The 13,228-nt window shown below is 67.5% G+C and carries 9 protein-coding genes; 6 read left to right on the forward strand and 3 right to left on the reverse strand.

Going from position 1 to position 13,228, the window contains the following annotated elements; all coding sequences use genetic code 11:
• Positions 1–421 precede the first annotated feature (421 nt).
• A complete protein-coding gene (locus tag DEJ30_RS00265) occupies positions 422–4,846 on the forward strand; it encodes an RHS repeat domain-containing protein (protein WP_220032906.1) in 4,425 nt (1,474 codons plus the stop codon).
• A gap of 311 nt (positions 4,847–5,157) precedes the next feature.
• On the forward strand, positions 5,158–5,634 hold the full coding sequence (locus DEJ30_RS18620) for an RHS repeat-associated core domain-containing protein (protein WP_349815127.1): 477 nt from the start codon (positions 5,158–5,160) through the stop codon (positions 5,632–5,634).
• Positions 5,635–6,256: 622 nt separating this feature from the next.
• On the opposite strand, the gene DEJ30_RS00275 is transcribed toward DEJ30_RS18620, so the two are convergent.
• Positions 6,257–7,078, reverse strand: a complete 822-nt coding sequence (locus DEJ30_RS00275) for an aldo/keto reductase (RefSeq protein WP_110858543.1) — start codon at positions 7,076–7,078, stop codon at positions 6,257–6,259.
• Positions 7,079–7,167: 89 nt separating this feature from the next.
• On the opposite strand from DEJ30_RS00275, the gene DEJ30_RS00280 reads away from it, so the two are divergent.
• Complete coding sequence (locus DEJ30_RS00280) at positions 7,168–7,899, forward strand: OBAP family protein (protein WP_110858544.1); 732 nt, start codon at positions 7,168–7,170, stop codon at positions 7,897–7,899.
• Between the two features lie 61 nt (positions 7,900–7,960).
• On the opposite strand, the gene DEJ30_RS00285 is transcribed toward DEJ30_RS00280, so the two are convergent.
• A complete protein-coding gene (locus DEJ30_RS00285) occupies positions 7,961–8,422 on the reverse strand; it encodes a DUF4383 domain-containing protein (protein WP_110858545.1) in 462 nt (153 codons plus the stop codon).
• Positions 8,423–8,595: 173 nt separating this feature from the next.
• On the opposite strand from DEJ30_RS00285, the gene DEJ30_RS00290 reads away from it, so the two are divergent.
• Positions 8,596–8,952 carry a VOC family protein gene (locus tag DEJ30_RS00290; RefSeq protein WP_110858546.1) on the forward strand — a complete coding sequence of 119 codons (357 nt, stop codon included), beginning with the start codon at positions 8,596–8,598 and terminating at the stop codon, positions 8,950–8,952.
• Between the two features lie 86 nt (positions 8,953–9,038).
• Here DEJ30_RS00290 and DEJ30_RS00295 read toward each other — a convergent pair whose 3' ends face one another.
• Entirely contained in the window at positions 9,039–10,061 is a 1,023-nt protein-coding gene (locus DEJ30_RS00295) for a LacI family DNA-binding transcriptional regulator (protein WP_110858547.1), read from the reverse strand.
• A 216-nt stretch (positions 10,062–10,277) separates the two neighbouring features.
• On the opposite strand from DEJ30_RS00295, the gene DEJ30_RS00300 reads away from it, so the two are divergent.
• Together DEJ30_RS00300 and DEJ30_RS00305 are read left to right on the forward strand one after the other, a co-directional pair.
• Positions 10,278–12,311, forward strand: a complete 2,034-nt coding sequence (locus DEJ30_RS00300; protein WP_110858548.1) for a beta-galactosidase — start codon at positions 10,278–10,280, stop codon at positions 12,309–12,311.
• On the forward strand, positions 12,308–13,222 hold the full coding sequence (locus DEJ30_RS00305) for a carbohydrate ABC transporter permease (RefSeq protein ID WP_027467229.1): 915 nt from the start codon (positions 12,308–12,310) through the stop codon (positions 13,220–13,222). Before DEJ30_RS00300 ends, DEJ30_RS00305 begins: the two co-directional genes overlap by 4 nt.
• Positions 13,223–13,228 lie beyond the last annotated feature (6 nt).

Genomic DNA, 13,228 nt, shown 5'->3' on the forward strand with positions numbered 1-13,228 from the left:
TGCCGTCGCGCGTGGCGTGATCGCACCCCGGAAGTCGATCGGCTGCCGGACTGGGTTGGAAGCCTGTGCGGATCTATCTACTGACCGGGCCCGAGCCCTATCGGTGCCTGCTATATCGGGTCGGTGCAGCTTGATTCGACCCCCTCATGTGGGGGTGCGGGTGGGCGAGTAGTTCCGTAGCGTGACTTTCTGGTTGCTCGGCGACGCCATGGGGGCGGCATCGCTGGTTGCGGCCTGTTGAGGGGTTCTGCGCGTGTTCGCATCGTCGCTGTCGTCTGTTCGTTCTCGTTGGGTGTTTCTCGCGGTCGTCACGTTGGTGGCGGTGTTCGGGTCGCTGTTGGCGGTGGTGAGCCCGCCTGCTCCAGCGCAGGCGGTGGTGACGGGGGATGGTGGTCAGTTCGTCACGACCACCGGCCGCGTGTTGGACACGCGTGATGGCACGGGTGGGTACTCGACGCCGATGGCGGCGAACAAGAGCCGTACGGTGCAGATCACTGGCAAGTTCGGTATCCCCGCTAATGCTTCCGCGGTGGTGCTCGCTGCGACGGTGGTGCACCCGGCGAGTCAGGGGCAGCTGTTCGGCCGCGCGGACGCCGATACGCCTGGTGCGTCGCTGATGATGGTGTACGGCGGTGGCGGCCTGGACACCTCGACGAACTCGTCGACCCTCGCGATCGGCGCGGGTGGCAAGGTGACGGTCACGACGGAAACGTCTGTGGACCTGGTCTTGGACGTGCAGGGCTACTACACGTCGACCGACAGTGGTGTCGCGGCCGGTGGGTTCGTCGCCGGAAACGGTTCCTCGCTGGCGAGTTCGGTGTCGGGGTCGCAGATCCCGCAGGCGCAGATCGGGCCGGGCAAGACGGTTCAGATTCAGGTCACCGGCCGGAATGGTGTTCCGGCGGGTGCGTCCGCGGTCGCAGTGAACTTCCTCGTCCTGAGCCGCAATCAGACCAACGGGTACATCACCCCGTACGCCACGGGCGGCACGGTGGGGTCGACGGCGATGAACTACCCGGCGGCGGTGACGTCGTCGATGTCGATGCAGGTGCCGTGGAGCGCGGACGGCAAGATGAGTGTCTACAACCGGGACGGCACGATCGACATGGTCATCGCGCTGCAGGGGTACTTCACCAAGAGCAACCCGGGTGGCGTGTTCACGCCCGCAGCGGACCGTCTCTACGAATCGAAGAGCACCACTGCTGGGTCCTACGCGGCGAAGGAGACCCGCACCATCAAGATCGCGGGCGTGAAGAGCGTCCCGGAGAACGGCACCGGTGTGTCCGCGGTCGCGGTGACGCTGACCGCGATCCACCCGGGTGCCAATGGCGGTACGGCCACACTGTGGCCGACCGGGGTGAGCCGGCCGAGTTCGATGTACTCGATCACGTTCCCGAAGAACACGATCCGCTCGAACACCGCGATCGTGCCGCTCGGCGCGGACGGCAACATCCAGCTGTACTCCGACGGTCCAGACACGGCGGACTACATCATCGACCTGCAGGGCTACTACAACGCCCTCCCCACGGGGCCGGCGGACACGAACCAGACCGGGCAGCGGACGTCGGCAACGACGTTGCCGTTCCCGATCACCGACCAGACCAACGCCAGCGTGGACGTCGGCACCGGCAACCTGCTTGTGACGACGTCGGCGATGTCACTGCCGGGTGTGACGCAGAACAGCACGATCGGTGCTGCGTACAACTCGCGGGCGAAGAACGTCGCGGACAGCACCACGATGAACGCGAACCGGTGGCAGTACGCCCTCGCCGGTGCCGGCAACCTCACCTCCAACGGTGACGGTGTGGTCTACACCGACGCCGTCGGTACGGCGTGGCAGTTCACCCCGGGCACGACTGTCGGCACGTACACCACGCCGGCGGGGCTGCAGCAGACCCTCACGAAGGTCGACAACAGCACCACCCACGAGTACACGTTGAAGGGGTGGACGTCGAACTCGACCACGCACTTCAACCTCGCCGGGCAGCCGACCTCGATCGTGGATCGGAACCAGAACCAGGTCAGCTTCAACACCTCCGACGGGTACGCGCTGACCTCGCTCGTCTCCACCGCGGGCACGACCGGTGCGCGGACGGCGAACTCGTCCTACGCCAACGGCGTGCAGACCTTCTCGCAGACCAGCGGCTCGAGCAGCCGGTCCGTGTCGTGGGCGAAGAACAGCACCGGTGACATCACCACGTACACGGACGCGACGGGTGCGAAGACGACCTTCGCGTACACGAACGGCGACCTGGCCTCGATCACGGCGCCGACGGGCGGGGTGACGACGTTCACGTACGACTCGTCCGACCGGGTCACGCAGGTCCAGCAGCGCAACACCACTGCTGGTTCGCCGGGTACCGCGGTCACCCGGTTCTCCTACGCGGATGACACGACGACGCAGGTCGCTGACCCGCGGTCGGATCAGTCGGCGACGGTCGCTGCCGCGAAGCACACGACGTACACGCTCGATGGCAACGACCTCGTAACAAAGGCCGTTGACCCGGCAAAGCGTGAGCGTTCCAAGACGTACAACCCGGCGAACAACGGGGTCGCGACGTCGCAGGTCGGCGCTGACGGAGCTGCCGGTACCGGCACGACGACGAACAAGTATGACAAGAACGACGGCCAATCGCTGACGCAGTCCCAGTCCAGCTCCGGATCGACATCGACAACGGACTACGCATCAGGCGCGGCGACGGCGTACCTGCCGTCGAAGGTGACCTCGAGCTCGAAGACGTCGACCAGCATCGGCTACGACGGTGTCGGCAACCAGACGTCCTCGCAGTCCGGTAGTGATCCCGCGGCCATGGCCGAGGTGACGTACAACAAGAAGGACGACGGCGACAAGTACGCGTGGGGTGCGGTGAAGACCGCGACCGCCCCGGGCAACAGCGGCAACCCGACGGTGTACGCGTACGACACGAACAACCAGCTCGGGTCGATCACCCCGCCCACCGGCACCAGCCTCGGGGTGCAGAAGTACGCCTACGACGACTTTGGCCGGGTGAAGAACCACACCGACGGTGGCGGTGGGGTCACCACGTACACGTACGACAACGACGACCGGCTCCTGACGACGGAGTTCGACGACGGCACCGCGACGGTGACGAACACGTACGACGGCAACGGGAACCGTCTCACCGAGACCTCTGCCACGGGCACCATCACCAGCACGTACGACCAGCGGAACCGGCTCACCTCCACGGTGAACACCGCCGGCGGGGGCACCGTGTCCTACGGCTACGACCTCGCCGGGAACACCGTCAAGGTCACCGATGAACAGGGCACCGTCACGCACGAGTACGACCCTTCCGAGGTGCTCACGTCGACGACGTACCCGACGAGCTCCGGTACGGCGAAGCAGCTGTACAAGACCGATGACCATGGCCGTCGCACGGATACCTGGCTCAACGCGACGCCGAACGCGGACCCGGCAGAGGATCCGGAGGTGTGGGCTGCGCACCAGAAGCTGACGTACGACAAGTCCGGCAAGGTCACCCGCGTCCAGGCCTCGGCCGACAGTGCCGCCCCGAAGGTCATCGTCGACACCACCTACTGCTACCTCGAGGGTGTTGCCGTCGGTTCGGCGTGCGCGGCGACGGACGGGACGAACGACCGCGATCGGCTGCAGTGGCTGAAGGACAACATCAGCGAGCAGACTACTGAGTACGACTACACCGCCAAGGCTTCCGATGGCACCACCTCGAACACGACTCGTCTGCAGAAGGCGACCCAGGCCGGCGGCGACACGAACAGCACCTGGACGTACACGTACGACTCAGCGGGAAACCGGCTCACCGAGACCGTGTCCGGGGACCGGAGCACGTCGCAGGCGTTGAAGTTCAACGCGGTCGGTCAGATCACCAACAGCGGGTACTCGTATGACGGCACCGGCAATATGACCGCCGCACCTGGCGCGACGTTCGCCTACAACGGTGCGCAGCAGATGACGTCGTCAACGAAGGACGGGAAGAAGACCACCTACACATACGCCGGCGCGGACATGACGCGCCTCCTGTCGCAGCGAACCGAAGACGGCGCCGAGTACCGGTACACGTACGGCAAGGGCCTCACCTCCCGCGAAGTCGTTGATAGTGGCGTTGCCGCCGTGCTCATGGATCCGACAACCGGGCAGCCGTTGAACCTGCGGACCACGGACGGCGCCACGTCGATGTGGGTTCTCGACGGCATCGGTAACCCTGCTGCTGCGATCGCTGACACCGGGGAGAAGGCGTACACCGTCAGCTACGACCCGTACGGGACGGAAGTAGTGACCTACGGTGAGGGCAGCCAGCAGTGGAAGCAGAACCCTTTCGGCTTCAAGGGCGGCATCCGCGCCGGCGAGGACAACAGCCTCACCAAGTTCGGCTATCGCTGGCAGACGGCGACGACAGGTGGTTGGACGCAGCGCGATACCCTCGATGCACCCCTCGACCCAAGCAATGCCAACCGCTACGCATACGCAGCAGACGATCCAATCAACGGCAGCGATCCTTCCGGTCGCGCCTGGGTTGGGCCTTCGTTCAACGTCTGTGCTTTCATCTGCGGCAACGTTGGCGTCAGTTTCAACGACAAGGGCATCGGCGTGACCTATGGTTGGGGACTCGGCCCGCGTGCATCGGCATCCTTCAGTGTTCAGGGTGGCCCCGGCGGGAACACTAATAGCGACAGCACTTCCATCAGTGCAGACGCCGCGTATGGTGGGGGCATCGTCGGCAACGCAAGCCATGAGACCGGTTCTATTTTGGGCTCGGGCTGGAGCGGATCCGGTGCGATCGAGGTCGGCGCAGGCTGGGGTATCTCGGTAGGGCGTCAGTACCAAACACAGTTTGACATTGGATAAGTATGTGGATACCAGGGTTTTTTCTCGGTCCGGCAGTAATCATCGTTGGGATTGTATTGCTTGTAATCCCGAGCAAAGCAGCACAATTCTTCCAGTCCGCCTCACGCCTTAACAGGGATGCGCATCCTGAGCGATTCTCCCCTGGAGTGCTCATTGCGCCGGCAATTGGTGCGATTCTGATTGGAATTGCGGTGCTTCTGATTACGATTTTCCTCAAGCCGAGCTAATCGCTGAAGTATTCTCAAGGGAGAGCGCCTCGTATTAAAGGGGCACTCTCCCTTGACCTCGCTAGTTGCGAAGTCATCGGCGGCATCGACCGGTACAAGAACGGACTCCGCTCCAGCAACACCGACACCGGGCTCACCAAATTTGGCTACCGCTGGCAATCCAGCACCACTGGTGGATGGATCGACCGCGACACCCTCGACGCACCCCTCAGCCCTTCCAACGCCAACCGATACGCGTTCGCAGGAGCGGACCCGATCAACTCCTCGGATCCCTCAGGTAGGTCTGTCGCCGGTGCCGCTGCTAGTGGTGTGGTGAACGGTCTCGGCGTGGCTGCCGGCGCGGTAATCTGTGCGTCTACTGGCGGGCTCGGGTGCCTTCTTGGGGGCGTTGCGGTGGGGGTCGCCTTTGGTGCGGCTGGGGGTGTTGCATCCGAAGCTGTTGAAGGTGGTTCGAATTACGGCCAGAGCGCGCTCGAGGGAGCGGTGGAAGGTGGAGTATCGGGTCTCGTCGGAGGCGGACTCGGAGTTGCTGCGACACGTTTCCTACCCACGAGGCTCTAGGGAGATATTGCCGTGAACGTGACCCTGTTCTGGTTGATCTGGGCAGCATTGGTAGTTGTGGCTGTGTTTGGCCTGTTCCTAATTCTGCTCAGCGCGAGGCACACTGTACGAGCTGAGGGCTTTGGGCGAGTCAGGATGCATCGCGGGCCGGGTGCTTCCGCTTATTGGTCAGGAATGGCGATCCTGGTCGCCGATGTGGTTCTCGTATTCGTATTCGTATTCGCTTACGCATTCTCTGCGTGAACGAGCACCTCCCCGATCCCTCTAACGGTGCAGGGAAGGGTGCAGGCGCATGGAGTCGCATCTCGTGAGTCTACGGTTACGAGGCGTCTCGTCCGTGCTGTGGTCGAACGCGTCAGACCGGTGGTGTTCCGTAGCAATGCGATCTCGCAACTGTGTGTCGCAAGCCGCTCGCTCGATTGTTGTGTTCGACGTTGGTTGCGAGACAGAACCCGTTATGGGCTGAAGCTGATCGGGTACGCGGAGCGACCAGGCGGCACGAAGCAGCTCGCCAGGAACGGTGCGAACGCACGACGGGTGAGGCTCGCCCGTGATTCGGCATGTGCCGACCGGAGGCGCGGTACCAGTGGGCACCGCGCCTCCAGTCCGGGGTGGGCCGGTGTCAGCTCGCGGTGTCCTCGAGCGCGGCGAGCGCGGCCACGTCCTCGGCGGCCAGCACGAAGTCGACGTCGGCGTTCTCGGCGATGCGCGCCGGGGTCGTGGACTTCGGCAGGGGCAGGACGTCCTTCTCGAGCAGGTAGCGGATCGCGACCTGGGCGACGGTCTTGTCGTACTTCGCGGCGATCTCGGCGATCTGCTCGTTCTCGAGCAGTCCGCCGGTGGCGAGCGGGGAGTAGCCCTCGGTCAAGATGTCGTGCTCGCGGTCGAAGGCGGTCGTCTCGTCCTGGGTGTTGCCGATGAACCAGCGGATCTGGTTGGCGTGCGGGACGACGTCCGCGCGGCCGAGCAGGTCCTCGAGGTCGGCGACGGCGAAGTTCGAGACACCGATGCTCTTGGTGCGGCCGGCGTCGTAGAGCTCCTCGAAGACTTTCCACACCTCGACGTTGCCGTCGCGGTGGTCGGATCCCATGTCGCCCCAGGGCCACGGCGCGTGGATCAGGTACAGGTCGACGTGTCCGAGGTCGAGGTTGTTGCTCGACTCCTCGAAGGCGTCGCGGGCGCCCGAGGCCGTCTTGATCTCGGCCGGCAGCTTCGTGGTGATGAAGAGTTCGTCGCGGGGGATGCCGCTGTCGCGGACGGCCTCGCCGACGCTCGCCTCGTTGCCGTACGCCAGGGCGGTGTCGATGTGGCGGTAGCCGAGCTCGAGGGCGGTCTTCGTCGCGTCGTACGCGTCGGAGCCGGACGGGATCTGCCACGTGCCGAAGCCGATCTTCGGGATGTGCAGACCGTTGGACAGTGTGAACGTGTCGATGAGTGCGGGCATGCAGCGGACAGTACGCCGCAACCACACAGCGTTCCGAGGGGCTGCCGGGTTGCATGGCGCCCACCTCGAACGGACGGAAGGACGCCCCCATGCCCCTGAACCCCACCGTGCACGACCGGAAGACCGGTGTCACCCCGCCCGGAGCAGCCGGCGGCTTCGAGCTCGCCCTGCTCGACCGCGGTGCCGATCTGCTGCAGACCTCGGCGCCGCTGCGGGGCTTCGACGTCTACGTGGTCGGCTTCCACTGCGTGAAGGGCGAGCCCGACGTGCAGATGGAGGCGCACCACTTCTGCAAGGTGGTGAACGCCGAGATGCTGCAGTGCGTGCTCTTCGACGGCAACACCGCCGACGCGAACCTGATCGGCATCGAGTACATCGTGTCCGAGCGGCTGTTCGACTCCCTGCCCGAGGACGAGCAGGCGTCGTGGCACCCGCACAACCACGAGGTGTTCTCCGGCGAACTCGTCGCTCCGGGCCTGCCGATCGCGGTGGAGACCGAGCTGATGGGGCACCTGGTGAACTCGTACGGCAAGACGTGGCACACCTGGCACAGCACCCCGATGGGATCGCAGCCCGCACACGACCTGCCGATCGGCGATCCGATGCTCATGTGGTCGTTCAACCGCGAGGGGGAGGTGGACAGCGCACTGCAGCAGGACCGGAACCAGGCGATGCGCACCGATCCGGAACCGCGCAAGGAGTCGCGGGCGAAGTACCTGGACCGCGCCCACCCGCAGCGCGGTGTCGGCGCGATGCGCGACGCCTTCACCGGCACGACCCCGACCCCGGGTGTCGTCGACGCTGACGACGGACGCCCCTGACGACGGACGGGAGGCCCGTGGCGGTGTCGCCACGGGCCTCCCGTCCGGTGTGTGCTGTGGTTCAGCGCGCGGTGCGCGTCCCGATCCGCGGCAGGACGAAGCCGAGCACGATCATCGCGACCGCGAGGAACGCGTGCAGGACGTTGTCGGCGCTGTTGAGCGGCACGAAGTTGGCGGGGTCTGCCATGCCGGCGGTGAACAGGCCGTAGACGAAGAGCACCAGGTAGACGATGCCGCCGACGAGCAGGTACAGGCGGGCGGAGGCGGCGCGGCGGGCGGCGACCAGGCCGACGATGCCGAAGAGCAGGTGCACGATGTTGTGCAGGACGGACACCTGGAACGTGCCCAGGAGCAGGGCCATGGAGCCGTGGCCGGCCATGGACATCGAGCCCATGTCCATGGTGAGTCCGGGGATGAACCCGGCGATGCCGACGATCAGGAAGACGACACCGAAGACGAACGCGCCCCGCTGGGTCCACGTCGAGCCAGAGCCGGTGCGTGCGGTTGCTGCGCTGCTGGTCATGATCAGCCCTCTTTTCTGTACGCGCCGCAGCGTGCGGCGCACATGACATTCGGAGCGCTTCCGCGGTCGGTTTGCAGTGTCGTGCGCTGATGCGTTCGGGGGACAGTGACCCTGTGCCTCCGTGCACGAGCGCTGCCTACCGTCCACGGCACACCACGACGAGAGGAAACACCATGGCAAGTGGAGTCGCAGCAGTCTGGGTCCCGGTCAGCGACATGGAGCGCGCCGTCGCGTTCTACCGCGACACGCTCGGTCTCACCGTCAAGGACCAGTCCGACGACTGGAGCGAGATCGACGCCGGCGGCCTGATGATCGGCCTGAACGGGCGCGAGTCCGCCACTCAGGCGAGCGACGGCGGCGCCGTCGTGTCGTTCCAGCCGGACGGCAGCATCGAGGACGAGGTCGCCGCGCTCAAGGAGCGCGGCGCGGACATCCAGGGCGAGATCAGCGAGCACCCGTGGGGCAAGATCATCCCCTTCAAGGACAGCGAGGGCAACGACCTGCAGCTCTACTCGCCCCCGCAGGGCTGACCCAGCCGGGTGCGGGACGCACCCATGGACGGACGGGAGGCCCGTGGCGACGCCGCCACGGGCCTCCCGTGGCGTTCCGTGGCCGGCTACGCGGACCCGCGCCAGACGACCTCCGTCGGCAACAGCAGACCGCGTGGACCGTCGTCGGCGCCGCCGATCTGCTCGAGGACCTGGTGCGCCGCCTGCTCGCCGAGCAGGCGCGCCGGCTGCCGCACCGTCGACAGCTGCGGGTCGCACCGCAGCGCCCAGGCGCTGTCGTCGAAGCCGACCACGCCGACGTCGCCGGGGACACTCCTGCCGTTGCGCTGCAGCACGTCCATGGCACCGGCGGCGACCGCGTCGGACGCGGCGAACACCCCGTCGATGTCCGGGGCTCGCTCGAGCAGCTCGCGCATGCCCTCGGCGCCGGCGGTGTAGCTGAACAGGGGGTTCCGGGCGACGAGGTCGGGGTCGAAGCGCTCGCCGAGTGCCGCGGTGAACCCCGCCAGACGGTCCTGGCCGGAGTCGCGGTCGAGTCCCGAGGCGAGCATCCCGATCCGTCGTCGACCGGTGTCGATCAGGCGCCGGGTGATCTGCTCGGCTGCGGCGCGGTTGTCGATGCCGATGTACGAGATGTTCGCGGCGTCGGACGGGTGCCCGACGAAGCACGCGGGCATGCCGATCTCCTCGATCGCGCCGGTGATCGGGTCGCCGTCGCGGGCGGACAGCACGATGGCGCCATCGACGAACCCGCCGCGCAGGTACTCGACCACGCGTTCGCTGTCGCGGGCGGAGTCGACCATGATCGTGACGAGCTGCTGGTCGGCGTCGGACAGCACGGCGTTCGTGCCGATCAGGATGTTGCCGATGTTGGGGTCGTCGAGCACCACGACCGAGGGTTCGTGGACGATGAGCGCGATCGCCCCGGATCGCCGGGTGACCAGGCTGCGGGCTGCGGCGCTGCGCACGTAGCCGACGCGTCGGACGGCGTCCTGCACGGCCTCGCGCGCCTTGGGCGACACGTACGGCTCGTCGTTCAGCACCCGTGAGACGGTGCCGCGCGACATCCCCGCTTCGTCGGCGACGTCCTGGATCGTGGCGCGCTGACGAGCGGATCGGACCTCGGACATGGGGCAACCATATCCGGCGCCGAGGAGCCCTCGGAACGCCTCGCAGTTGACAGGATGCAGCCGCTGGTGTTTGATCTGGGAGCGCTCCCAGAAATCTCCGGCCCCGATCGGCCGGTGCGGACTGGGAGCGCTCCCAGAACACTGGGTGGCCTTCGCCGTCGAAGGGGTCGCACACGACCGAGGCGGCCGGGGTCGCCCCGATCAGCGAGGATCGCCGTGACGACCACCACCCTGCCGACGACCGCCACCGGCGCGCTCGGCCTCGGCTCGACGGGCCTCGCGTTCGGGTGCGACTACAACCCCGAGCAGTGGGACCCCGCGGTGTGGGTCGAGGACGTCCGGCTCATGCGTGCGGCCGGCGTGAACCTCGTCGCGATCAACGTCTTCGGCTGGTCGCACGTCGAGCCCCGGCAGGGCGAGTACGACTTCGCCGCGCTCGACACCGTCATCGAGCTGCTGCACGGCGCAGGCATCGGGGTCGACCTGGGCACCGGCACCGCCTCGACGCCGCCGTGGCTCACCACCCGGTACCCCGAGGTCCTGCCCGTCGTCGCCGACGGCACCACCCGCTGGCCCGGTGGCCGCCAGGCGTTCTGCCCGAGTTCCCCGGTCTACCGCGAGCACGCCCTCGCCCTGGTCCGCGCGACCGCCGAGCGCTACGGCGACCACCCCGCCGTGCGGCTCTGGCACGTGTCGAACGAGCTCGGCTGCCACAACGCGCACTGCTACTGCGACGTCTCCGCCCAGGCCTTCCGCGGCTGGTTGCAGGCCCGGTACGGCACGGTCGACGCACTCAACGCCGCCTGGGGCACCTCGTTCTGGAGCCAGCGCTACTCCGCGTGGGAGCAGGTGCTGCCGCCCCGCGCGACGCTGTCGTTCACGAACCCCGCGCAGACCATCGACTTCGACCGGTTCTCGTCCGACGAGCTCCTCGGTCACCACCGTGCCGAGGCCGCCGTCCTGCGCGAGCTGAGCGACAAGCCCGTCACGACGAACTTCATGGTCGCCGCGCACATCACGGCGCTCGACTACTGGTCGTGGGCCGGCGACATGGACGTCATCGCGAACGACCACTACCTGGACCACCGCCTGCCCCGGCCGCACGTCGAGCTCGCCTTCGCCGCCGACACCACCCGTGGCCTGGCCGGCGGCGCCCCCTGGCTGCTCATGGAGCACTCGACGGGTGCCGTCAACTGGCAGCCGCACAACGTCGCGAAGGCCCCGGGCGAGATGCTCCGGAACACCGCGGCGCACATCGCCCGCGGGGCCGACGGGGTCTGCTTCTTCCAGTGGCGCGCATCCGTGCAGGGCAGCGAGAAGTTCCACTCCGCGCTGCTGCCGCACGCCGGCACCGAGTCGCGCACCTGGCACGACGTGGTCGCGCTCGGCGCCCTGGTCGAGCGGCTCGGTGAGCTGCGCGGGTCGCGTGTGGTCGCCGACGTCGCGCTCGTGTTCAGCTGGGAGAACCAGTGGGCCGCCGACCTCGAGGCCCACCCCAGCACCGCGCTCCGCTACCTGGAGCAGGTCCACGCGTTCCACGCCGCGCTCTGGGACCTCGGCGTGACCGTCGACGTCGTCGCCCCCGGGGCACCGCTCGACGGGTACGCGCTCGTCGTCGTCCCCGAGCTGTACCTGGTCCGCGACGAGCACGCGGCCGTCATCGCCGACCACGTCGCCGGCGGCGGGCACGCGATCGTCAGCTGCTTCAGCGGCATCGTCGACGAGCGCGACCGGGTCCGCACCGGCGGCTACCCGGGCGCCTTCCGTGACCTGCTCGGCGTGCGGGTGGACGAGTTCCTCCCGCTCGCCGCGGACGCCACGATCGCGCTGTCCGACGGCACGACCGGCAGCGTCTGGTCGGAGCCGGTCGAGCTGCGCGGTGCGACGAGCGTCGTCGACTACGCCGAGGGCTCGCTCGCCGGCCGTCCGGCCGTCACCCGCAACGAGCACGGCGCGGGGACCGCCTGGTACACGTCCACGGTGCTCGACGCCGGTGCGCTGGGCGGCTTCGTCCACCGCGTCCTCGACGAGGCCGGGGTGCGCGCCGACCCCGCCGTCCGCCCCGGACTCGAGGTCGTGCGTCGCCGGGACGACACCCACGAGTGGGTCTTCCTGCTGAACCACTCCGACCGCACCGTCGAGCACCACGAGGTCGGCCACGAGCTCGTCGCCGACCGCCCCGTCACCGGGACCACCGCCATCGCCCCCGGCGGGACCCAGATCATCCGCACCGACAGGAACCGCTCATGACCACCACCGCACAGTCGCCCAGCGCGACCCGACGACGCCGGGGCGGCGGGTTCCGCTACCGCCGCGCGATCGCGATCTTCGTCCTGCCGTTCGCCGTCCTGTTCACGGCGTTCTACCTGGTCCCCATCCTCTACGCCGTGTGGGAGTCGCTGCAGAAGATCGAGCGGCAGGGCACGTTCGGCGCCCCGACGCAGGTCTTCGGCGGTCTGAGCCAGTACGCCCTGGTGTTCCAGGACGGCGAGTTCTGGAGCTCGGTGCTCCGCGTGCTGCTGTTCGGTGTCGTGCAGGTGCCGGTGATGCTCGGGCTCGCGCTCCTGTTCGCCCTGCTGCTCGACTCCCCGCTGCTGCGCGGCAAGCGGTTCTTCCGCCTGGCGTTCTTCGCGCCGTACGCGGTGCCCGGCGTCATCGCCGCGATCATGTGGGGCTACCTCTACGCCCCCGACCTGTCGCCGTTCTCCGCGGTGACCTCGCGGGTCGACCTGCTGGGCGGCAGCACCGTGCTGTGGGCCGTCGCCAACGTCGTGACCTGGGTCTACGTCGGCTACAACATGCTCATCATCTACTCGTCGCTCCTCGCGATCCCCGCCGAGGTGTACGAGGCGGCGAAGCTCGACGGTGCGTCCCAGCTCCGGATCGCCCTGTCGATCAAGATCCCGCTCGTGGTGCCGGCCATCGTCCTCACCGCGGTGTTCTCCGTCATCGGCACGCTGCAGCTGCTGACCGAGCCGACCGTGTTCCGCCAGTTCACCTCGACCATCTCGTCGACCTTCACGCCGAACATGCTCGTCTACTCGACGTCCTCGGTGCCGAACTTCAACCTCGCCGCGGCGTTCTCGGTCGTCCTCGCCGTCGCCACGTTCGTCCTGTCGATCGGGTTCCTCCGACTGACCCAGCGGAAGGCCGCCGAATGACCGTCA

This window comes from Curtobacterium sp. MCPF17_003 (assembly GCF_003224385.1).
GTDB classification, from domain to species: domain Bacteria; phylum Actinomycetota; class Actinomycetes; order Actinomycetales; family Microbacteriaceae; genus Curtobacterium; species Curtobacterium flaccumfaciens.